The organism is Cronobacter universalis NCTC 9529, assembly GCF_001277175.1.
GTDB lineage: Bacteria > Pseudomonadota > Gammaproteobacteria > Enterobacterales > Enterobacteriaceae > Cronobacter > Cronobacter universalis.
Map to the genome: position 1 here is coordinate 3,288,945 of NZ_CP012257.1, position 21,240 is coordinate 3,310,184.

Sequence of the window (21,240 nt, forward strand, 5' to 3'; positions counted from 1 at the left end):
GCGGAAAGAGAGAGGCGAAACAGAGAAGACAAGGCAGAAAAAATGCATAAAAAACCCGCCGTAGCGGGTCAGTAAAAACGTGAGGGTTAGTTTTTGGTTTGCACCCAGAAGGCGTGGATCAGGCCCGGGAAATAACCGAGCAGCGTCAGGATGATGTTGAGGATAAACGCCCCGCCCAAACCTTTCCCGATCAGTACGCCAAGCGGCGGAAGAAGGATAGTAAAAACGACTCTCCAGAATCCCATAGTTACTCCTGTATTGTTTTTGCAGGTTTTGTAAGTGACTTATTTTTATTAAGTTTAGTCGCTGAACCGCAAAGCGCCACCTTACATACAGGACTTTACCTGGCCTAACGCGGCTATACAGACCGCGATCGCTCCCCCTTTTCCCGCAAAGCGCGGGCTTGCGGTTGTCGCTGAGCGCGATGGTGGGCTACTGTTACAGAAACCCGATGAATAAACAGGAGGTCATCATGTTTGCAGCAGGCGATATCGTGCAACCGCGTCTGGGCGGCCCGAAGCTTAAAGTCATTGAAGTGCATGGCGATCAGATTGTCGCGGTGCGCCCGGATGATGAACAGGGCGAAAAAGTCACGCTGAAAGCCGCCGATGTGGCGCTGTATAAAGAAGACGGCGATTTCGGGGTGTGTTGATTCAAAGGTCGTGCTCGTGGTGGGTGCGCTTCGCTTACCCACCCTACGATTTAGCGCTGGCGGATAAGCGAAGGCATCCGCCTTACATTTTATTAGCCGTACTTTCCCTGAATGCCTGCTCGCTGAGCCGGTGATAAAACCCCAGTACAGCGTTGAGCCACTGCTGAACCTCTTCCTCGCTCCATGCCGCGACCGGGCGCGCCTGCGGGGCGCTGAAAGGCGCGCGAAGCATATGCAGCTCACGCTGTAATGCGTTAGACAACGCGGCGGAAGGGATGACGATAAGCGATTCAAACCAGAAGCGCCGCACCTTTTTTCTCAAATCACCTTCCCGTGCGAGCGCCATGACGCCCCGTTCAACCTGATATAAAACATCGTTGATTGCGTCCATGATGATGACTGGTACCCGTTTAAAAAACCGGCGGGCATTATCCGGCTGCGCTGGCGCGGGTGGGCTGAAGAATGGTTAAAGCCGTTTTACGGCGGGCTAATCATATTCATCGCACCGATAAATAACGCCGGGCATACCTGAACGGCGTCCCTCAGACGCCTGTTAAAAATAGCATAAACGACTGCTTTTCCGGTTAATTCGCTATCTGAAACTCCAAAGACAGCTGTAAAACCACCCGGCGAAACATTCTCTGCCGCGTGCGGCGCGACACCATTGCCACCTAAGCAATAACCCATTGAAATAAAATGCGAAAATATCAGTCGCCGTTAAAAAATAGCGAAGCGCCGCACGTTTCTGAATTTACAGAGGATTTTATGGACAAAGCGGCGATAAATAAAAATTTATCGCTAATTGAAAGCAATAAGACAGCCATATACTCTATCATCAACGCGAAATGCCAGGCATATCGCCAGTACACCCCTTACCTTTCCCGATTTCCCTGTTGATGAGCCAGGAGCTTAACCCGATGTTTTCGCCGCATTCTCGCCTGCGTCACGCCGTAGCGGACACCTTTGCCATGGTAGTGTATTGCTCCGTCGTGGGGATGATGATTGAAATATTCGTCTCAGGAATGAGCTTCGAACAATCGCTCTCGTCACGCCTGGTGGCGATCCCGGTCAATATGGTGATCGCCTGGCCTTACGGGCTCTACCGCGACGCGGTAATGCGCTTCGCCGCGCGCATCGGTAAAGGCCGCCTGATTAAAAACGTCGCGGATGTGCTCGCCTATATCACCTTTCAGTCGCCGGTGTACGCCGCCATTCTGCTGTTCGTCGGCGCGGATATCCCGCAGATTATCGCCGCGGTGAGCTCCAATATTGTGGTATCGATGATGATGGGGGCGGCCTACGGGTATTTCCTCGATTATTGCCGCCGTCTGTTCCGGGTAAGCCCCGCCGCGCCGGTCAGCGCGCAGGCCTGAGAAGGGACGGGTTACTGCGGTTCGCCAAATAATCCGTTCAGATAACGCTCCAGCGCCATGCGGGAGCTGAATCCCAGCGGGATGCCGTAATGCTCCTGCGCGTCGCCGCCAAGCCACAGCGGAAACTGCTGGTAGTGATCGCAGGTTTTCATATCTGAAGCCGGATCCGCCAGCGACTGGCTGCGCTCCCTGAGCGTCGGGTGAATAACCAGCGCCGTGCGCCCCATCCGCGCTTCACGATTCACATAGACATAATTCTCGCCGCGACGATAACCATAAGTTTTTGGCGTCACCACATCCATGGTAAACCCGGCTTTCTCCAGTACGCGCGCCACCTCATCGGGTCGTAAATACATAAATTTTCCTCATCTGCTTCAGACTGCGGGGAAACCTTACATTAGGAGGAATAGCAGGGCTTTCGGAAAAGTCCAGAAAGGGCGCCTGACGTCCCCGCGCGCCGAAGCGGCTCACATTTTGTTCTATACTGTTATTAAGTAAACACAAAAGGGAGAGCGCTATGTTTAACCGAAATACCCGTAGTGACGTGAACGCTGGTGTGGATGACATCAATCAGGACATCAGCCGCCTTGCCGATACGCTGGAAGGCGTACTGAAATCCTGGGGCAGCGACGCCAAAGGCGAAGCCGATGTGGCGCGCCGTAAAGCAGAATCCCTGCTGCGCGAGACCCGCGCGCGTATGCACGGCAGAAGCCAGGTCTCTCAGGCGGCCCGCGACGCGGTAAGTTGCGCGAGTACTTTTGTACGTGAACGTCCGCTGAGCAGCCTGGGTATCGGCGCAGCCGTCGGGATCTTCCTCGGCGCATTGCTGATCACCCGCCGCTAATCGCTGAAGCACGGTTCAATGCCTCTTCCCCGGCGCTGCCGGGGAACGGCTTTTCTGTCAGTCTCTTTTCTTACCCTTTCTGCTTGCAAAAATCTTTTTTACCGCTGCCGCGCGGCCTGCCTGCGTCTGCTCGCTCCTGGCGCTACTGTTGCCAGAAACCCTATATATTGCGTAGTTGAAAGTTACCATAACTACATCTAGTATCTTTCTTATCAAACAACCCCAATTCACACTGCTTTGCGGTGGTGATTTTAATCTATTGATGAGAATACGAATCATGCGCATAACTATTTACACAAGAAATGATTGCGTCCAGTGTCACGCCACCAAACGCGCGCTGGAGAGCCGCGGGATCGCGTTTGACACCATCAATCTCGACGAACAGCCGGAAGCCATCGATACGCTGCGCGCCCAGGGTTTTCGCCAGTTGCCGGTGGTGATGACCGATGCCCTGAGCTGGAGCGGTTTTCGCCCGGACATGATTAACCGTCTGCGCGCGGACTCCCTTGCGGCGAACGCATGAGCGCCCTGATTTACTTCTCCAGCCGCTCGGAAAATACCCACCGGTTTATCGCGCGGCTGGGGCTGCCGGCGGCGCGAATTCCGCTGGAAGACCGCGAGCGGCTGCGGGCGGACGAGCCTTACATTCTGGTGGTGCCCACCTACGGCGGCGGCGGAACCGCAGGCGCCGTACCGCGCCAGGTCATCCAGTTTCTTAACGATGAACACAATCGCGCGCTGCTGCGCGGGGTGATCGCCGCAGGCAACCGTAATTTCGGCGAAGGGTTTTGCCGCGCGGGCGACGTCATCGCCCGCAAATGCCAAGTGCCGTTTCTCTATCGCTTCGAACTGATGGGCACCGGGCAAGACATCGATAACGTACGTAAGGGAGTGAGCGAATTTTGGCAACGACAACATTAACCGGCGACGCCGTGCGGCAAACGCCGCCGGACTATCACGCGCTGAACGCGATGCTCAACCTCTACGACGCCGACGGCCGCATCCAGTTTGAGAAAGACCGCGAGGCGGTGGCGGCGTTTATGGCCGCCCATGTGGAGCCGCGCTCGGTGACCTTCCCCGACACTCACGCGCGTCTCGCGTATCTCGTGGGCGAAGGCTATTACGATGAGAATGTGCTCAAACGCTATGACGCTGACTTTGCCGCCGGGCTGTTTGACGAGGCGCACCGCTACGGCTTTACGTTTAAAACTTTTCTCGGCGCGTGGAAGTTTTACACCAGCTACACGCTGAAAACCTTCGACGGCAAGCGCTATCTGGAGCACTTCCCGGATCGCGCCTGCATGGTGGCGCTGACGCTCGCCTGCGGCGACGAAACGCTGGCGCGTCAGATCCTTGATGAGATCTTAAGCGGCCGCTTTCAGCCCGCCACGCCCACCTTCCTGAACTGCGGGAAAAAGCAGCGCGGCGAACTGGTCTCCTGCTTCCTGCTGCGCATTGAAGATAATATGGAGTCCATTGGCCGCGCGGTAAACGCCGCGCTCCAACTCTCCAAACGCGGCGGCGGCGTGGCGTTTTCGCTCTCAAATCTCCGGGAAGCGGGCGCGCCGATTAAGCGCATCGAAAACCAGTCTTCCGGCGTGATCCCGGTGATGAAAATGCTGGAAGACGCCTTTTCGTACGCCAACCAGCTCGGCGCGCGCCAGGGCGCGGGCGCGGTATATCTGAACGCGCACCACCCCGATATCCTGCGTTTTCTGGATACCAAACGCGAAAACGCCGATGAGAAAATTCGTATCAAAACGCTCTCGCTCGGCGTGGTGATCCCCGATATCACGTTTGAACTGGCGAAAGCCAACGCGCAGATGGCGCTCTTTTCGCCCTACGATGTGGAGCGTATCTACGGCAAGCCGTTCGGCGATATCAGCGTCAGCGAGATGTATTCACAGCTGGTGGAAGATGAGCGTATCCGCAAACGCTACATCAGCGCGCGCGAACTGTTCCAGCGCCTGGCGGAGATACAGTTCGAATCCGGCTATCCGTACATCATGTTTGAAGATACGGTAAATCGCGCGAACCCGATTGCCGGGCGCATCAACATGAGCAACCTGTGCTCGGAGATTTTGCAGGTTAACAGCGCTTCCACGTTTGACGAAAACCTCAATTACGCGACCACAGGGCATGATATTTCCTGCAATCTCGGCTCGCTGAATATCGCGCATACCATGGATTCGCCCGATTTCGGCCGGACGGTGGAGGTGGCGGTACGCGCCCTGACGGCAGTCTCTGACATGAGCCATATCCGCAGCGTGCCGTCCATCGAAGCGGGCAACGCCGCCTCGCACGCCATCGGGCTTGGGCAGATGAATCTGCATGGCTACCTTGCGCGCGAAGGCATCGCTTATGGTTCGCCGGAAGGGCTCGATTTCACTAATCTCTATTTTTATACCGTTACCTGGCATGCGCTGAACACATCCATGAAACTGGCGCGCGAGCGCGGCGAACGATTTGAAGGGTTCGAAGCGTCCCGCTACGCGAGCGGCGAGTACTTTGAAAAATACCTCACGCAGACATGGACGCCGCGCACCGGGCGGGTCGCTGAACTGTTTGCGCGCGTAGGCATTACGCTGCCGATGCCTGAGATGTGGCGCCAGCTTCGCGACGACGTCATGCGCCACGGGCTCTATAACCGCAACCTCCAGGCGGTGCCGCCGACCGGCTCTATCTCGTACATCAACCATGCGACGTCAAGCATTCATCCGATCGTCTCGAAAATCGAAATCCGCAAGGAAGGCAAAATCGGCCGCGTCTACTACCCCGCGCCGTTTATGACCAACGAGAATCTGTCGCTCTACCAGGATGCCTATGAAATCGGCCCCGAGAAGATCATCGATACCTATGCCGAGGCGACGCGCCATGTGGATCAGGGGCTGTCGCTGACGCTCTTTTTCCCGGATACCGCCACCACGCGCGATATCAACAAAGCGCAGATCTACGCCTGGAAGAAAGGCATCAAGACGCTCTATTACATTCGACTGCGCCAGCTGGCGCTGGAAGGCACCGAAATTGAGGGCTGCGTCTCCTGCGCCCTGTGAGGAAACACCATGATCCGTTTAAGCCGTATTAGCGCCATTAACTGGAACAAGCTTCAGGACGAGAAAGATTTGGAGGTGTGGAACCGGCTCACCAGCAACTTCTGGCTGCCGGAAAAAGTGCCGCTCTCGAACGACATCCCGGCCTGGCAGACCTTAACGCCCGGCGAGCAGCAACTGACCATCCGGGTTTTTACCGGGCTGACGCTGCTCGACACCATTCAGAATGCGGTGGGCGCGCCCGCCCTGATGGCCGACGCGCTGACGCCGCACGAAGAAGCGGTGCTCTCGAACGTCAGCTTTATGGAGGCGGTACACGCGCGCTCGTACAGCTCAATTTTCTCCACGCTCTGCCAGACGCCGGACGTGGACGCCGCTTACGCCTGGAGCGAAGAGAACGCGCCGCTGCAACGCAAAGCGCAGATTATTCTTGCGCACTACCGCGATGACGATCCGCTGAAGAAGAAAATCGCGAGCGTGTTTCTGGAGTCCTTCCTGTTCTACTCCGGCTTTTATCTGCCGATGTACTGGTCGAGCCGCGGCAAGCTCACCAATACCGCCGATCTGATTCGGCTCATCATCCGCGACGAGGCGGTGCATGGTTATTACATAGGCTACAAATATCAGCAGGCGCTGGCGCAGGTGGACGACACGCGGCGCGAATCGCTCAAAACTTTCGCGCTGGATCTGATGATGGAGCTTTACGATAACGAGCTTGCGTACACCGAGGCGCTGTATCGCGACGTCGGCTGGGTGGACGATGTGGGCGCGTTCCTGTGCTACAACGCCAACAAGGCGCTGATGAATCTCGGTTACGAGGCGCTGTTCCCGCCGGAAATGGCGCAGGTGAACCCGTCGATTCTCGCCGCCCTCTCCCCTGGCGCCGATGAAAATCACGACTTTTTCTCCGGCTCCGGCTCATCGTATGTGATGGGCAAAGCGGTGGAAACCGAAGACGCCGACTGGGATTTCTGATTCGCTTGCAGGCGCAAATAATCGCTAAAAAATCCGCAGAATTATTTGCTGCAAAATTGTAAAATCCGCGAAAATATCTCTGCGGCCCGCCGGGCTGCTATTTCCACTCTCTGACGGGTGAATCACGCCGATTCACCCGTCATTTCACCCTGCAAAAGCAAAAATATTACTCTTCATTCATTGCCGCTCAGCCCAGTAATAGCGGGAAATAATCGCCATTCGGCGAAGCAATTCACGCCAGATTGCGGAAATTGAGGGTTGTCTCAGAATCTCAGTATGCTAGGGTATGCCCCGGTAACTATTTCCTGCAGGAATCATCTTAACGGCAAAATATAACAGGACACACGCTATTGCATGGCAATTAAATTAGAAATTAAGAATTTATATAAAATATTTGGAGAGCACCCGCAGCGGGCCTTTAAATATATTGAACAAGGGCTTTCAAAAGCCGAAATACTGGAAAAGACCGGGCTGTCTGTCGGCGTAAAAGACGCCACTCTGGCCATTGAAGAAGGCGAGATATTTGTGATCATGGGGTTATCCGGATCGGGTAAATCCACTATGGTTCGCCTTCTCAATCGCCTGATTGAACCCACCCGCGGCCAGGTGCTGATTGACGGCGAGGATATCGCCAGAATATCTGACGCCGCGCTGCGCGAGGTGCGCAAGAAAAAGATAGCGATGGTATTCCAGTCATTCGCGCTGATGCCGCATATGACCGTATTAAATAATACCGCCTTCGGCATGGAATTAGCTGGCGTGCCGCTAAAAGTTCGTCACGAAAAAGCGCTCGATGCCCTGCGTCAGGTCGGGCTTGAGAATTATGCCCATGCGTATCCCGACGAACTTTCAGGCGGGATGCGCCAGCGCGTCGGGCTTGCGCGCGCGCTGGCGATTAATCCCGATATTCTGTTAATGGATGAAGCCTTCTCGGCGCTCGATCCGTTAATTCGCAGCGAAATGCAGGATGAATTAATTAAGCTTCAGTCGCGCCACCAGCGCACCATCGTGTTTATTTCCCACGATCTGGATGAAGCCATGCGAATTGGCGATCGCATCGCGATTATGCAAAACGGCGAAGTGGTGCAGGTCGGCACGCCGGATGAAATTCTCAATAATCCGGCGAACGATTATGTGCGCACGTTTTTCCGCGGTGTGGATATCAGCCAGGTCTTTAGCGCGAAAGATATCGCGCGCCGCAGCCCCGCTGGTCTGTTGCGTAAAACGCCAGGCTTCGGCCCGCGCTCGGCCATCAAGCTGTTGCAGGATGAAGATCGCGAATTTGGTTATGTCGTCGAGCGCGGCAACCGCTTTGTCGGCACCGTGTCGGTGGATTCCCTGAAAGCGGCGCTGGCGGCAGGCCAGGGGCTGGACAGCGCGTTACTGGAGACGCCCGCGGCGGTGAGCGCCGACACGCCGCTAAGCGAACTGCTCTCGCCGGTTGGGCTTGCGCCGTGCGCCGTCCCGGTCGTCGGCGACGAGCAACAGTATGTGGGCGTTATCTCAAAAGGGGTATTGCTGAAAGCTTTAGATCGCGAGGGGGCTATCCATGACTGATCAGACGCAAAATCCGTGGGAAACCGGCAGCGCTGACGCCGCCGCGAACAGCGCCAGCAGCGCAGACGCCTGGGGTAGCCCGACGCCTGCGCCCGAGAGCGGCTCAACCGACTGGCTGAACAGCGCGCCCGCGCCTGCGCCCGAGCATTTCAATATCATGGACCCGTTTCATAACACGCTGATCCCGCTCGACCGCTGGGTGACGGAAGGCATCGACTGGGTGGTGACGCACTTCCGCCTGCTGTTCCAGGGCATTCGCGTGCCGGTGGATTACATCCTGAACGCTTTCCAGCAGCTGCTGCTGGGGATGCCCGCGCCGGTGGCGATTATCCTGTTCGCGCTGATCGCCTGGCAGATTTCCGGCGCGGGTATGGGAGTTGCGACGCTGGTATCGCTGATCCTCATCGGCGCTATCGGCGCCTGGTCGCAGGCGATGGTGACGCTGGCGCTGGTGCTGACCGCCCTGCTGTTCTGCGTACTGATAGGCCTGCCGCTTGGGATCTGGCTGGCGAGAAGCCCGCGCGCGGCGAAAATTATTCGCCCGCTGCTGGATGCGATGCAGACGACGCCCGCGTTTGTTTATCTGGTGCCGATCGTCATGCTGTTTGGCATCGGCAACGTGCCGGGCGTGGTGGTGACGATTATCTTCGCCCTGCCGCCGGTGGTGCGCCTGACGATCCTCGGGATCAACCAGGTGCCGGAAGATCTTATCGAAGCGGCGCGCTCGTTTGGCTCCAGCCCGCGCCAGATGCTGTTTAAAGTACAGTTGCCGCTGGCCATGCCCACCATTATGGCGGGGATTAACCAGACGCTGATGCTGGCTCTCTCTATGGTCGTGATCGCCTCGATGATCGCCGTCGGCGGGCTCGGTCAGATGGTACTGCGCGGCATTGGCCGCCTCGACATGGGGCTTGCCACGGTCGGCGGCGTGGGGATTGTTATCCTCGCCATTATTCTCGACCGCCTGACGCAGGCCGTGGGCCGCGACGCCCGCAGCCGCGGCAACCGTCGCTGGTACGCGAGCGGCCCGCTTGGTCTTCTCACCCGTCCATTCATCAAATAAAGCGCCGGCGGCTCAGGCCGCCCGCTTTCCCTCATCTGAATAAAAGGAATAACGATGCGACATTCTGTTCTTTTCGCCACAGCCTTTGCCACACTCGTTACCACCAGCGCCTTTGCCGCCGACCTGCCGGGCAAAGGCATTACCGTCCAGCCAGTGCAGAGCACGATCTCCGAAGAGAGTTTTCAGACGCTATTAGTAAGCCGCGCGCTGGAAAAGCTCGGCTATACCGTGAATAAAACCAGCGAAGTGGATTACAACGTCGGCTACACCTCGATTGCCTCCGGTGACGCCACCTTTACCGCCGTAAACTGGCAGCCGCTGCATGACGATATGTACGCGGCCGCGGGCGGCGACAAGAAGTTTTACCGTGAAGGCACCTATGTGACCGGCGCGGCGCAGGGCTATCTGATTGACCGTAAAACCGCCGAAAAATATCACATCACCAATATCGCGCAGCTGAAAGATCCGCAGCTCGCGAAGCTGTTTGACAGCAACGGCGACGGCAAAGCGGACATGATGGGCTGTACGCCTGGCTGGGGCTGCGAGGCGGTGATTAACCATCAGAACACCGCGTATGGCCTGCAAAACACCGTGACCGTGAACCACGGCAACTACGCGGCGATGATGGCGGACACCATTGCGCGTTATAAAGAAGGCAAACCGGTGCTCTATTACACCTGGACGCCGTACTGGGTGAGCGACGTGCTGAAGCCGGGTAAAGATGTGGTGTGGCTGCAGGTGCCGTTCTCGTCCCTGCCGGGCGAGCAGAAGGATATCGATACCAAACTTTCAAACGGCAATAACTTCGGCTTCCCGGTGAATACGATGCACATTGTGGCGAATAAAGCCTGGGCGGAGAAGAACCCGGCGGCGGCGAAGCTGTTTTCAGTGATGAAATTGCCGATTACCGATATCAACGCCCAGAACGCGATGATGCACAGCGGCAGAGCGAGCGAGGCGGATATCGAGGGCCATGTGGATGGTTGGATCAAAGCCCACCAGCCGCAGTTCGACGGCTGGATCAAGGAAGCGCTGGCCGCGCAGAAGTAAGCGTTTTTCGATTCGAGACCACACCCGCCGCCCGGCGGGTGTTTTTTTGTCACGACGTTTTTGGTGTCACGGCGGGTGCGCTGCGCTTACCCGCCCTACAAATGGAATCGCTTCTTTCAGGTAGGGTGGGTAAGCGCAGCGCACCCACCGCCCCAAAACGCACAATCCGACACTTAACAAATCCTCAACAATCTGGCGCTACGATGCGGTTCCGTTATCATAATGGCTTTCAGTAAGCGTTCTCCTGCCCTCTCAACCACATAACAGAAACACTATGACTAAACAGACTCAAGGACTTAGCACGTCGCTGACGGTACTGATGTCCGTCGCCACGGGCCTTGTGGTCGCGAGCAACTACTACGCCCAGCCGCTGCTCGACACCATCGCCCACGCCTTCGCCATTACCGCCAACCAGGCGGGCTTTATCGTCACCGCCGCCCAGCTCGGCTACGCCTTCGGGCTGCTTTTTCTGGTGCCGCTTGGCGATATGTTTGAACGCCGCAGCATGATTGTGGTGATGACGCTGCTGGCCGCCGCCGGGATGCTTATCACCGCAAGCAGCCATACGCTCACGATGATGATTCTGGGCACCGCGCTGACCGGTCTGTTCTCCGTGGTGGCGCAGGTACTCGTGCCGCTCGCCGCCACGCTCGCCGCGCCGGAAAAACGCGGCAAAGTCGTGGGCACTATCATGAGCGGCCTGCTGCTCGGCATTCTTCTGGCGCGAACCGTTTCCGGCGCGCTGGCGAGCCTCGGCGGCTGGCGCACCGTCTACTGGGTCGCGACGGTGCTGATGGTCATCATGGCGCTGGCGCTCTGGCGCGGCCTGCCCGCCGTGAAACAGACCAGCACGCTCAACTACCCGCAACTGCTCGGCTCCATCTTCAGCCTGTTTACCCGCGATAAACTACTGCGCACCCGCGCGCTGCTGGGCTGTCTGACCTTCGCCAACTTCAGCATTCTCTGGACATCAATGGCGTTTTTACTGGCGGGCGCGCCGTTTCATTTTTCAGACGGCGTGATTGGGCTGTTTGGCCTCGCGGGCGCGGCAGGCGCGCTCGGCGCGCGTCCGGCGGGCGGTTTCGTCGATAAAGGCAAAGCGCACCTTACCACCACCTGGGGGCTGGTTCTGCTGCTGCTGTCATGGATTGCCGTGGCGCTCGGCCAGTTCTCGGTTATCGCGCTGATTATCGGCATCCTGGTGCTCGATCTCACGGTACAGGGCGTGCATATCACCAACCAGAGCGTTATCTACCGTATCCACCCGGACGCGCGTAACCGCCTCACGGCGGGTTATATGACCAGCTATTTTATCGGCGGCGCGGCCGGATCGCTTATCTCCGCCTCCGCCTGGCAACACGCGGGCTGGAACGGCGTCTGCGCCGCGGGCGCGATTATCGCCCTACTAAATCTGGTAGTGTGGTGGCGCGGCTATCACCGCCACAGCGGGACAGAGTGAGGCCTGCGTCGCACCTTTGCCGTCCTGAATGCCAGCGAAGGGTGTTAAGGGCGGTAACACTCTGTTAAGGTTATGCTGAGTTATTTATTCGAGTGATTTTAACTTCGGCAATATATCAAAAACGTATATGGATATACCCACATCTTTACGCCCCTCCCTGCCTCTTCGCACATTCTCGTCGGCAGGGAGCATAAGCGAAACTTTGCCATCATTTATCAGCGGCTTGTCCGTGGCGTTTATCCCGCGTTTCTGCACTGTACCGCCTGGTTTGACATCATACGAAGCGACTTCTTACATTTCTGTTACTTATATGAACGGCCGCCGGCCCGCACCGTTTTTCGCCGATACGCGTAAGGCGCAGGCGCCGTCGCTTTCATATTCTGCCCGTCTGGCAAGGCGCGGGCGCTCCGGGTTATGGAATAGCCCGGAAGCTCATGACGGTAACGTAGCCATTAGTGATTCATCTGAATAATAGATTTACATGATTTGTTACCGTCGTTATTATATCGGCTGCAATTAATGAGGTTATACCCAAATGGATAGTTCGTTTACGCCCATTGAACAGATGCTTAAATTTCGCGCCAGTCGCTACGAGGATTTTCCGTATCAGGAAATTCTCCTGACTCGCCTGTGCATGCACATGCAGGGCAAGCTGCTGGAAAACCGCAATAAGATGCTGAAGGCTCAGGGGATTAACGAGACATTGTTTATGGCGTTGCTGACCCTGGAATCCCAGGAGAATCACAGCATTCAGCCGAGCGAGCTGAGCTGCGCACTGGGATCGTCGCGCACGAACGCCACCCGCATTGCCGATGAGCTGGAAAAGCGCGGCTGGATCGAGCGTCGCGAAAGCGATAACGATCGCCGCTGCCTGCATCTTCAGTTGACTGAAAAAGGTCAGGAGTTTTTACGTCAGGTGCTACCGCCGCAGCATCACTGCCTGCATCTGCTGTGGTCTTCATTAAGCGGCCAGGAGAAAGAACAGCTTGAGCAGATTACCCGCAAACTGCTCGACCGCCTCGACCAGATGGAAGAGGACAATACGCTGCTTGAGGCCGTTCGCTAAAGCGCCGATAAGCGCTCGTTTCGCAAACGTGCCGTTGCAAGGAAACCGCTACACTGACAGGCCAGCATCTGAATGCTGGCCTTTTTGACAACAGAGGTCGGCTATCGCCGACGACAACAATAAGAACGTGGAGATAAACATGAGCGCAAATGCGGAGAACACCACCCCGCAGCAACCGGTCAATAATAAGAAGGGCAAACGCAAAGGCGCCCTGCTGTTATTAACCTTGCTCTTTGTTGTTATTGCCGTGGCGTATGGCGTTTACTGGTTTTTAGTGGCGCGTCATTTTCAGGAGACCGATGACGCCTATGTGGCGGGGAATCAGGTACAAATCATGGCGCAGGTCTCCGGCAGCGTCACCAAAGTCTGGGTAGAGAACACCGACTTTGTGAAAAAAGGCGACGTGCTGGTGACGCTCGATCCGACCGACGCCCAGCAGGCGTTCGAGAAAGCGAAGACCGAGCTGGCTTCCAGCGTGCGTCAGACCCGCCAGCTGATGATTAACAGCAAGCAGTACGCGGCGAATATCGACGTCCAGAAAACCGCGCTGGCGCAGGCCCAGAGCGACTTAAACCGTCGCGTGCCGCTCGGCAGCGCGAATTTAATCGGCCGCGAAGAGCTCCAGCACGCCCGCGATGCGGTCGCGAGCGCCCAGGCGCAGCTTGACGTCGCTATTCAGCAGTACAACGCCAACCAGGCGATGATCCTCGGCTCGAAGCTTGAAGATCAGCCGGCGGTACAACAGGCCGCCACCGACGTGCGCAACGCCTGGCTTGCGCTGCAACGTACCAAAATCGTCAGCCCAATGACCGGCTTTGTGTCACGCCGTTCCGTTCAGGTGGGCGCGCAGATTAGCCCGACGACCCCGCTGATGGCTATCGTTCCGTCGAGCGGCCTGTGGGTGGACGCGAACTTTAAAGAGACTCAGCTCGCGCATATGCGCATCGGCCAGCCCGCTACCGTGGTGAGCGATATTTACGGCGATGACGTGGAGTACACCGGCAAAGTGGTCGGCCTCGATATGGGCACCGGCAGCGCCTTCTCCCTGCTGCCAGCACAGAACGCCACCGGCAACTGGATCAAAGTGGTGCAGCGTCTGCCGGTACGTATTGAGCTTGACGCGAAACAGCTGGAGCAGCATCCGCTGCGCATCGGCCTTTCCACGCTGGTGAAAGTCGATACCACCAACCGCGACGGCGGCGTCCTCGCGACCCAGACCCGTTCTCAGCCCGCGTATGAAAGTAACGCGCGCGAAATCGGTCTGGAGCCGGTGAACAAGCTGATTAACGATATCGTGCAAGCGAACGCGGGTTAACCGGCGGAGGTTGTATGCAGCAACGTAAACCGCTTGAAGGGGCGCAGCTGGTCGTTATGACCATCGCCCTTTCCCTTGCCACCTTCATGCAGGTGCTGGACTCCACCATCGCCAACGTGGCGATCCCGACTATCGCCGGTAACCTGGGCGCCTCGTTAAGCCAGGGCACCTGGGTTATCACCTCTTTCGGGGTGGCGAACGCTATCTCGATACCCCTGACCGGCTGGCTTGCGAAGCGCGTCGGTGAAGTGAAGCTCTTCGTCTGGTCCACCATCGCGTTCGCGATCGCCTCCTGGGCGTGCGGCGTCTCCAGTAGCCTGAACATGCTGATTTTCTTCCGCGTGATTCAGGGGATTGTGGCCGGGCCGCTGATCCCGCTCTCCCAGAGTCTGCTGCTGAGCAACTACCCGCCTGCCAAACGCTCTGTCGCGCTGGCGCTGTGGTCGATGACGGTGATCGTCGCGCCTATCTGCGGCCCGATCCTCGGCGGCTGGATCAGCGATAACTATCACTGGGGCTGGATCTTCTTTATCAACGTGCCGATCGGCATCGCCGTGGTATTGATGACGCTGCAATCGCTGCGCGGGCGGGAAACCCGCACCGAGCAGCGGCGCATTGACGCCGTGGGGCTGGGGCTGCTGGTGATAGGGATTGGTTGCCTGCAGGTGATGCTCGATCAGGGTAAAGAGCTCGACTGGTTTAACTCGACCGAAATCGTGGTGCTGACGGTGGTGGCGGTGGTGGCGCTGAGTTTCCTGATTGTCTGGGAGCTCACCGACGAACATCCGATTGTCGACCTCTCGCTGTTTAAGTCGCGCAACTTCACCATCGGCTGCCTGAGTATCAGCCTTGCCTATATGCTCTACTTCGGCTCGATTGTGTTACTGCCGCAGCTGTTGCAGGAGGTCTACGGCTATACCGCGACCTGGGCGGGACTGGCGTCTGCGCCGGTCGGGATAATCCCGGTCATTCTCTCGCCGATTATCGGACGCTTCGCGCACCGGCTGGATATGCGCCGCCTGGTGACGTTCAGCTTTATTATGTACGCGGTGTGCTTCTACTGGCGCGCGTATACCTTCGAGCCGGGGATGGATTTCGGGGCGTCGGCGTGGCCGCAGTTTATTCAGGGCTTCGCGGTGGCGTGTTTCTTTATGCCGCTCACCACCATCACGCTCTCCGGCCTGCCGCCGGAACGGCTGGCGGCGGCGTCGAGCCTGTCGAACTTCTTAAGGACGCTCGCGGGCTCCATCGGCACCTCGATAACCACGACGCTTTGGACCAACCGGGAATCGATGCACCACGCGCAGCTGAGCGAATCGGTCACGCCGTTTAACCCTAACGCGCAGGAGATGTATAACCAGCTCCAGGGCATGGGGATGACGCAGCAGCAGGCGTCCGGCTATATCGCACAGCAGATAACCAACCAGGGGCTGATTATCTCCGCTAACGAGATTTTCTGGGCGTCCGCGGGCGTGTTCCTGGTGCTGCTGGGGCTAATCTGGTTCGCGAGACCGCCTTTCGGGGCGGGCGGCGGCGGCGGCGGCGCGCACTGACGTTACTCGCAAAAAAGGCCCGCTCTGGCGGGCCTTTTTTATTCACGGCGTTTATTCCTTCACCGGTGGAGCGCCCTGCGCGCGCAGCTGCGCTTTAAGGCGCTCCAGCGGCAGAGGCCGGCACATCAGGTAGCCCTGGGTTTCATCGCACTGATACATTTTAAGCTGCGCCAGCTGCTCCGGCGTCTCCACCCCTTCCGCGGTAATGCTCAGTGAAAACGCTTTGCCGAGCCCGATAATATTTTCCACGATGCTGTTGGCGTTATCCGAATGCGGCATGCCTGCCACAAAGGATTTATCAAGCTTAATGCCGTCGAACGGGAACGTGCGCAGGTAGCTCAACGACGAATATCCCGTGCCGAAATCATCGATAAGCAGCCGCACGCCAAGCGCCTTCAGGCCGTTCATCAGCTCCAGGCTCTGCTCGGGGTTTGAGAGCGTGGCGTTCTCGGTGACCTCAAGCTCCAGGCGCTCCGGCGCGAGTCCGGTCACGTTCAGCGCCTCCTGCACCCGCTCCACCAGCCCTGGCGTGCGAAACTCCATCGCCGAAATATTGACGGAGATCGCAAGGCCCGGCATGTCGCGCTGCGCATCGCGGCAGGCCGCGTTCAGCACCCAGTCGCTGATGGCGATAATCAGCCCGGTCTCTTCCGCGAGCGGAATGAACTGATCCGGCATCAGCAGCCCGAGCGTCGGGTGATGCCAGCGCAGCAGCGCCTCTACCGCCACCACATTCTCCGCGTTTACGTCGTAGCGCGGCTGATAGACCAGCTGGAATTGCCGCTCGCGGATAGCCTCGCGCAGGCTGTTTTCCATTTCGCGGCGCTGGACAATTTGCTCGGCCATATGGGTGTCATAAAATACCCAGCCGTTGCGCCCGCTGCTTTTCGCTTTATAGAGCGCGATATCGGAAAAACGCAGCAGATCGGTCGCATTGACCGCATCCTGCGGCGCGAGCGCGATCCCCATGCTGGCGCCGATGAGAATCTCATGATCCTGCACGCTGAACGGACGGTTGATCTCGCTGAGAATGCGCTCGCAAAGTTGCTCCAGCGCTTCTTTGCGTTCGATGTCCGGGATAATCAGGATAAATTCGTCGCCGCCCTGGCGCGCCACCAGATCGAAATCGCGCAGGCAGGCGCGCAGACGCGCCGATACCTGATGCAACAGCTCGTCGCCAACGCCGTGGCCGAAGAGATCGTTGACCGGCTTAAACTTATCGAGATCGAGGCTAATCATCGCCAGCGGATGCTCGCGCGTCGGGCGCGACTGGAGTTTGCCTTCCAGAAACTCCTTCATGCGTACCCGGTTGGGCAGGCCGGTGAGTTCGTCATGCAGCGAGAGATACTGCACGCGCGCCTGGGCTTCGACTTCGAGCGTGACGTCGGTCGCGGTGCCGCGAAAGCTCAGCCCGCCTTCCGGCGTAGCGATAGGCTTCGCCACCAGATTGCAGTAGCGCTGGTGCCCCTGCGCCGACAGATAGCGGCAGTGGGTCATGGCGCGGTGCCCGCCGTGGCCTGGCTGGTGGAACCACGCTTCCAGCGTCGCCCTGTCTTCCTGGATAAATTCCGTTACGCGCCGTCCCAGCCAGTCGGCGATGCGATAGCCGGTAATGACCGGGAAGCGCTCGGAAAGCCAGGTAAAGCGCAGCTCGTCGTCGGTTTCCCAGATCCAGTCGGTGGTGGCTTCCGCGACATCGCGGAAACGCCGCTCGCTGGCCGCCAGCGCCAGCCGGTTCTGCTCCAGCAAAAAGGCGTTTTCATCATTGAGCCGCGCTTTATTCAGCGCGTTGCGCATGGCGATGCCCGCGACCAGCCCTGTAAAGCACATCAGGAAAATCAGCAGCGGCAGGATAACGACGATGAGATCGTGGCCGGGATCGTCGCTGCGCCAGACCATCGTGACATGACCGTTGCCGAGCGGCAGACCCAGAGAGACCTGGCGATAGTCGGGCGACGCCTCGCCGGGCTTACGTACATGCAGATCTTCAATGCCGTACTCGCGTCCCATCTGCGCGAGCTCCGCCGGGGTCAGCACATCGATAAATATCATCAGCGACGGCGCGCCGGGCCCGGCCTGGACATTTTTATCACCGCCGCTGCGTATCCAGGCGGCCCCTACCAGCGCGGGCTGGCCGTGGTATTCCATCGGCGTGACGATGGAGGCGCCATCGGAAGCGTCAAGCGCGGTGCGCAGACTGCTCATCATCGGCGCGCCGATCCAGTGTTCCACTTTCTGATTTCTGAACTTGCCGTTGACGACGCTGTAGCGGGTGATATCGCCGCCGTCCGTTACAAAGACGCCGTCATAGCCGAACATGTCATAAAGCGATGACCCCAGATTTCCGCGATCCCACGCCCAGGAGACATCAAGCGTCTGATGCAGCTTAAGGTAGGCTTCGCCCCAGTCAGAATAATCGTTAAGCGTGGTTTTCAGGGTATCCTGACGATTTTGCAGGGCTTTTAAAAACAGGTGGCGGCTGCGCGCGTCGGTGCGTTCGTTAATATCATTCGCGATGTGCAAAATGGAAAGCATTGCTATCAGGAAAAACAGCCCTAACAGCGACCCCATAAAAAGTAACGTCCGCCGGATAAAACGCGTGGTATTCCCCGTCTCGTTACCGGGTGCTTCAGAAACGCCGCGTCTGAAAAAACTTCTCATTGCTCAATCCCGATCTGCTACTGCCTTGATAATCATTATGACGCCCGTGAAAAGATCTGCGCGCCGTGGCGACAGGACGGATTCCTCACGGTTTTACCGGTCCTGGCGCCGGTAAAACTGACGATATGCAGAGATCGGACGCGGCCCGCCACGCATCGGTACATTCGTTCAGGGTATTAATTGTTAAAAACGATATTTTTATTCAGGGGTTATATTTCGTCCGTGACAAAATTTGTTTTAAGTCCCGCCGAAATTCCCATTGAAGCGTAAATATAACCGTCGCGGCAATCATATAATAAAAAAGGAGCCATTAAGGCTCCCTTTTCATTATTTATTTTTTATTCCTACAGGTGCAGTTCCTGTAATTTTTCTTTCGGCAGCGCCAGCTCATCGTTGCTGTTAACGCCCACGCCGCGCTCGATAATGTGGCGGGCGATCTCCTGCGCTTCTTCCAGCGAGTGCATCTCGTAGGTGCCGCACTGGTAAACGTTCAGCTCAGGGATCTGATTCTGCTCTTTCACTTTGAGTACGTCCTGCATCGCCGCTTTCCAGGCGTCAGCCACGCGCTGCTCGTCAGGCTGGCCGATGAGGCTCATGTAGAAACCAGTACGGCAGCCCATCGGGGAGATATCGATAATCTCCACGCCGTTGCCGTTCAGGTGATCGCGCATGAAACCGGCGAACAGGTGCTCCAGCGTGTGGATACCTTTTTCCGGCATCACTTCTTTGTTTGGCGCGCAAAAACGCAGGTCAAACACGGTGATAGTGTCGCCGTGCGGCGTGTTCATGGTCTTCGCCACACGTACCGCAGGCGCTTCCATACGGGTATGGTCGACAGTGAAGCTATCAAGCAATGGCATCTGATCACCTCCGATGAGTGAATTTTTAAAATTAAACTGAACTAATGTTCGCGGGCCGGGTCTGAATCTATGAAAGACGCGCATTTGTTATCATCATCACTGAGTTCAGAGATGACAATTTGGCCACAGCGATGTGGCCTTTTTCTTTTGTCTCACGCCTGCTTCGTCAGCCATTCATCAAACGGCTCGGTATCCGCGGCTTCAATCTCACGCTGACGCGCCAGCGACGCCGCCTGCTCCTGACGGAAATCCTCTTCATTCAGGGCCTGTAACGGCTCTTCACGCAGCATGTTGCGGTAGTTATCCGCCAGCATCCGTCCGGTGCCGCCAATCCCATTTTCAATCATCGAGCGCAGAATACGCGCCGAGTAAGTGAGCTCCGGATCGTCAAAGCAGGCCACCAGTCGGTCGCAGACCTGCTGGTACTCCTGCCCGCCGTGAATGCCGTCGAGCGTTTGCGCCACGCGACGTAAATCGCGGAACAGATCTTTGCCCACTTTCTCCAGCGGGAATTGCGCCGTTTCGCAGCCGATGCCGAGGGTCAGCCCCGGCTTGCGGCCTTCCAGAATCACACGGTTCCAGTTGGCGCGGGTACACAGCAGCTCATCGCTGCTCATCTCCGGCGCATCCGCCAGCGCGCACCAGACCATAAAGAGATCGAGGAAACGCACCTGGTTTTCATCGACGCCAATCGGCGAGAACGGGTTGATGTCGAGCGAGCGCACTTCGATGTATTCGATACCGCCGCGCAGCAGCGCATCAGACGGCGATTCGCCATCGCGCGTCACGCGCTTCGGACGAATTGGCGCATAGAGCTCGTTTTCAATCTGCAAAATGTTGGTGTTGATTTGCAGATAGTCGCCGTCTTTCTTCAGCCCCAGCTTCGCGTACTCTTCCGACGGGGTTTTGATGGCGCGCTTCAATCCTGCCACATAACTGTGCAGATCGTTAAACGTAATCCCGAGATTGCTTTGCGATTTATTGGTATAGCCCAGATCGCTTAAGCGCAGCGAGGTGGCGTAAGGCAGGTAATACATACCGCAGTCGGTTTTCTCGAACGGCAGTTTGGTCGGCTTGCCCTGCAGGAAAGAGGAGCAAATCGCCGGCGAGGCGCCAAACAGATACGGGATCACCCAGCCAAAACGGTAGTAGTTGCGGATGAGTCGGAAATACCCCGCCGAAATCGCCTCTTTGCCGCTCTCAGCGTCTTCCACCTGACACTTCGCCTGCCAGAACGCCAGCGGCAGGGAGAAGTTGTAGTGCACGCCGGAAATCGTCTGCATCAGCGCGCCGTAGCGGTTTTTCAGGCCCGAGCGATAGAGCGTTTTAAAACGGCCGATATTCGAGGTGCCGTATTGCGCGAGCTCAATGTCCTGCCCTTCTTTGATATAGCAGGGCATGCTGAGCGGCCACATACGCTCGTCGCCGAGCGCTCTGGCGGTGTGGCGATGAATATCGCGCATTACCGTCAGCATGTGGTCGATATCGCCATCTACCGGCGTGATAAATTCCAGAAGGGCTTCGGCAAAATCCGTTGTGATCCACTTATGGGTTAACGCGGAGCCCAGGCTTTCCGGATGCCCCGTGGTCGCCAGCTCGCCTTCGGGCGTGACGCGCAGCGTTTCGCGCTCAAGCCCACGGCGAATGCCTTTCAATGCCTCAGGATGCTCGGTTAACCAGGCCAGCGCCTGTGATACGTCCGGGATCAAATTGACCTCCCGCCTGTCGTGTCGAAAATATTTTTATTAAGCATAATTGTAAT

At 57.5% G+C, this 21,240-nt stretch carries 20 protein-coding genes; 14 read left to right on the plus strand and 6 right to left on the minus strand.

The window, feature by feature from the left end; translation table 11 throughout:
- Positions 1–86 precede the first annotated feature (86 nt).
- Positions 87–245: a YqaE/Pmp3 family membrane protein gene (locus AFK65_RS21235; protein ID WP_007701099.1), complete on the minus strand. Its 159-nt coding sequence runs from the start codon at positions 243–245 to the stop codon at positions 87–89.
- A 227-nt stretch (positions 246–472) separates the two neighbouring features.
- Here AFK65_RS21235 and AFK65_RS15120 point away from each other — a divergent pair, with 227 nt between their 5' ends.
- Positions 473–652, plus strand: a complete 180-nt coding sequence (locus tag AFK65_RS15120) for a hypothetical protein (protein ID WP_004386460.1) — start codon at positions 473–475, stop codon at positions 650–652.
- Between the two features lie 82 nt (positions 653–734).
- On the opposite strand, the gene AFK65_RS15125 is transcribed toward AFK65_RS15120, so the two are convergent.
- Positions 735–1,043 carry a hypothetical protein gene (locus tag AFK65_RS15125; protein WP_007701102.1) on the minus strand — a complete coding sequence of 103 codons (309 nt, stop codon included), beginning with the start codon at positions 1,041–1,043 and terminating at the stop codon, positions 735–737.
- Between the two features lie 526 nt (positions 1,044–1,569).
- Here AFK65_RS15125 and AFK65_RS15130 point away from each other — a divergent pair.
- Positions 1,570–2,025, plus strand: a complete 456-nt coding sequence (locus AFK65_RS15130; RefSeq protein WP_007701106.1) for an L-alanine exporter AlaE — start codon at positions 1,570–1,572, stop codon at positions 2,023–2,025.
- Between the two features lie 11 nt (positions 2,026–2,036).
- Here AFK65_RS15130 and AFK65_RS15135 read toward each other — a convergent pair whose 3' ends face one another.
- Positions 2,037–2,381, minus strand: coding sequence for a DUF2002 family protein (locus AFK65_RS15135; RefSeq protein ID WP_007701107.1), 345 nt, complete (start codon positions 2,379–2,381; stop codon positions 2,037–2,039).
- Between the two features lie 161 nt (positions 2,382–2,542).
- Between AFK65_RS15135 and AFK65_RS15140 the strand changes: the two genes are divergently transcribed.
- The 12 genes from AFK65_RS15140 to emrB all read left to right on the plus strand — a co-directional run bounded on the left by AFK65_RS15140 (position 2,543) and on the right by emrB (position 15,957).
- Positions 2,543–2,869, plus strand: a complete 327-nt coding sequence (locus AFK65_RS15140) for a DUF883 domain-containing protein (protein WP_007701110.1) — start codon at positions 2,543–2,545, stop codon at positions 2,867–2,869.
- A gap of 277 nt (positions 2,870–3,146) precedes the next feature.
- The gene (gene nrdH / locus AFK65_RS15145) at positions 3,147–3,392 is read left to right on the plus strand and encodes a glutaredoxin-like protein NrdH (protein WP_007701113.1); all 246 of its coding nucleotides are present in this window, start codon (positions 3,147–3,149) and stop codon (positions 3,390–3,392) included.
- On the plus strand, positions 3,389–3,790 hold the full coding sequence (gene nrdI / locus AFK65_RS15150; RefSeq protein WP_038856462.1) for a class Ib ribonucleoside-diphosphate reductase assembly flavoprotein NrdI: 402 nt from the start codon (positions 3,389–3,391) through the stop codon (positions 3,788–3,790). The genes nrdH and nrdI overlap by 4 nt, the downstream gene beginning before the upstream one ends.
- Before the next feature lie 50 nt (positions 3,791–3,840).
- Positions 3,841–5,922, plus strand: coding sequence for a class 1b ribonucleoside-diphosphate reductase subunit alpha (gene nrdE / locus AFK65_RS15155; RefSeq protein ID WP_407638606.1), 2,082 nt, complete (start codon positions 3,841–3,843; stop codon positions 5,920–5,922).
- A 12-nt stretch (positions 5,923–5,934) separates the two neighbouring features.
- Complete coding sequence (gene nrdF, locus AFK65_RS15160; RefSeq protein ID WP_085959955.1) at positions 5,935–6,894, plus strand: class 1b ribonucleoside-diphosphate reductase subunit beta; 960 nt, start codon at positions 5,935–5,937, stop codon at positions 6,892–6,894.
- Between the two features lie 354 nt (positions 6,895–7,248).
- Positions 7,249–8,451, plus strand: coding sequence for a glycine betaine/L-proline ABC transporter ATP-binding protein ProV (proV, locus tag AFK65_RS15165; protein ID WP_007701119.1), 1,203 nt, complete (start codon positions 7,249–7,251; stop codon positions 8,449–8,451).
- Positions 8,444–9,514: a glycine betaine/L-proline ABC transporter permease ProW gene (gene proW, locus AFK65_RS15170; protein WP_032804881.1), complete on the plus strand. Its 1,071-nt coding sequence runs from the start codon at positions 8,444–8,446 to the stop codon at positions 9,512–9,514. The genes proV and proW overlap by 8 nt, the downstream gene beginning before the upstream one ends.
- 54 nt (positions 9,515–9,568) lie before the next feature.
- Positions 9,569–10,564, plus strand: coding sequence for a glycine betaine/L-proline ABC transporter substrate-binding protein ProX (gene proX, locus AFK65_RS15175; protein WP_007701129.1), 996 nt, complete (start codon positions 9,569–9,571; stop codon positions 10,562–10,564).
- A gap of 274 nt (positions 10,565–10,838) precedes the next feature.
- Positions 10,839–12,023, plus strand: coding sequence for an MFS transporter (locus AFK65_RS15180; RefSeq protein WP_032804883.1), 1,185 nt, complete (start codon positions 10,839–10,841; stop codon positions 12,021–12,023).
- 535 nt (positions 12,024–12,558) lie between these two features.
- Entirely contained in the window at positions 12,559–13,089 is a 531-nt protein-coding gene (mprA, locus tag AFK65_RS15185) for a transcriptional repressor MprA (protein WP_007701134.1), read from the plus strand.
- Positions 13,090–13,228: 139 nt separating this feature from the next.
- A complete protein-coding gene (gene emrA, locus AFK65_RS15190; protein WP_007701135.1) occupies positions 13,229–14,404 on the plus strand; it encodes a multidrug efflux MFS transporter periplasmic adaptor subunit EmrA in 1,176 nt (391 codons plus the stop codon).
- A gap of 14 nt (positions 14,405–14,418) precedes the next feature.
- Positions 14,419–15,957, plus strand: coding sequence for a multidrug efflux MFS transporter permease subunit EmrB (gene emrB / locus AFK65_RS15195; RefSeq protein WP_038856457.1), 1,539 nt, complete (start codon positions 14,419–14,421; stop codon positions 15,955–15,957).
- A gap of 51 nt (positions 15,958–16,008) precedes the next feature.
- On the opposite strand, the gene AFK65_RS15200 is transcribed toward emrB, so the two are convergent.
- The 3 genes from AFK65_RS15200 to gshA form a co-directional block, all read right to left on the minus strand.
- Positions 16,009–18,528, minus strand: coding sequence for a bifunctional diguanylate cyclase/phosphodiesterase (locus AFK65_RS15200; RefSeq protein ID WP_038856455.1), 2,520 nt, complete (start codon positions 18,526–18,528; stop codon positions 16,009–16,011).
- Between the two features lie 434 nt (positions 18,529–18,962).
- The gene (luxS, locus tag AFK65_RS15205) at positions 18,963–19,478 is read right to left on the minus strand and encodes an S-ribosylhomocysteine lyase (protein ID WP_007701138.1); all 516 of its coding nucleotides are present in this window, start codon (positions 19,476–19,478) and stop codon (positions 18,963–18,965) included.
- Positions 19,479–19,630: 152 nt separating this feature from the next.
- Positions 19,631–21,187: a glutamate--cysteine ligase gene (gshA, locus tag AFK65_RS15210; RefSeq protein ID WP_007701139.1), complete on the minus strand. Its 1,557-nt coding sequence runs from the start codon at positions 21,185–21,187 to the stop codon at positions 19,631–19,633.
- Between the last annotated feature and the right edge of the window lie 53 nt (positions 21,188–21,240).

Bases quoted from the DNA above. Each gene is read 5' to 3' on its own strand.
- emrA (WP_007701135.1), top strand. From the start codon at position 13,229: ATGAGCGCAAATGCGGAGAACACCACCCCGCAGCAACCGGTCAATAAT.
- AFK65_RS15135 (WP_007701107.1), bottom strand. From the start codon at position 2,381: ATGTATTTACGACCCGATGAGGTGGCGCGCGTACTGGAGAAAGCCGGG.
- emrB (WP_038856457.1), top strand. From the start codon at position 14,419: ATGCAGCAACGTAAACCGCTTGAAGGGGCGCAGCTGGTCGTTATGACC.
- mprA (WP_007701134.1), top strand. From the start codon at position 12,559: ATGGATAGTTCGTTTACGCCCATTGAACAGATGCTTAAATTTCGCGCC.
- AFK65_RS15130 (WP_007701106.1), top strand. From the start codon at position 1,570: ATGTTTTCGCCGCATTCTCGCCTGCGTCACGCCGTAGCGGACACCTTT.
- proX (WP_007701129.1), top strand. From the start codon at position 9,569: ATGCGACATTCTGTTCTTTTCGCCACAGCCTTTGCCACACTCGTTACC.
- AFK65_RS15180 (WP_032804883.1), top strand. From the start codon at position 10,839: ATGACTAAACAGACTCAAGGACTTAGCACGTCGCTGACGGTACTGATG.
- AFK65_RS15120 (WP_004386460.1), top strand. From the start codon at position 473: ATGTTTGCAGCAGGCGATATCGTGCAACCGCGTCTGGGCGGCCCGAAG.
- AFK65_RS15140 (WP_007701110.1), top strand. From the start codon at position 2,543: ATGTTTAACCGAAATACCCGTAGTGACGTGAACGCTGGTGTGGATGAC.
- nrdH (WP_007701113.1), top strand. From the start codon at position 3,147: ATGCGCATAACTATTTACACAAGAAATGATTGCGTCCAGTGTCACGCC.
- proV (WP_007701119.1), top strand. From the start codon at position 7,249: ATGGCAATTAAATTAGAAATTAAGAATTTATATAAAATATTTGGAGAG.
- nrdE (WP_407638606.1), top strand. From the start codon at position 3,841: ATGCTCAACCTCTACGACGCCGACGGCCGCATCCAGTTTGAGAAAGAC.
- nrdI (WP_038856462.1), top strand. From the start codon at position 3,389: ATGAGCGCCCTGATTTACTTCTCCAGCCGCTCGGAAAATACCCACCGG.
- AFK65_RS21235 (WP_007701099.1), bottom strand. From the start codon at position 245: ATGGGATTCTGGAGAGTCGTTTTTACTATCCTTCTTCCGCCGCTTGGC.
- AFK65_RS15125 (WP_007701102.1), bottom strand. From the start codon at position 1,043: ATGGACGCAATCAACGATGTTTTATATCAGGTTGAACGGGGCGTCATG.
- proW (WP_032804881.1), top strand. From the start codon at position 8,444: ATGACTGATCAGACGCAAAATCCGTGGGAAACCGGCAGCGCTGACGCC.
- luxS (WP_007701138.1), bottom strand. From the start codon at position 19,478: ATGCCATTGCTTGATAGCTTCACTGTCGACCATACCCGTATGGAAGCG.
- AFK65_RS15200 (WP_038856455.1), bottom strand. From the start codon at position 18,528: ATGGGGTCGCTGTTAGGGCTGTTTTTCCTGATAGCAATGCTTTCCATT.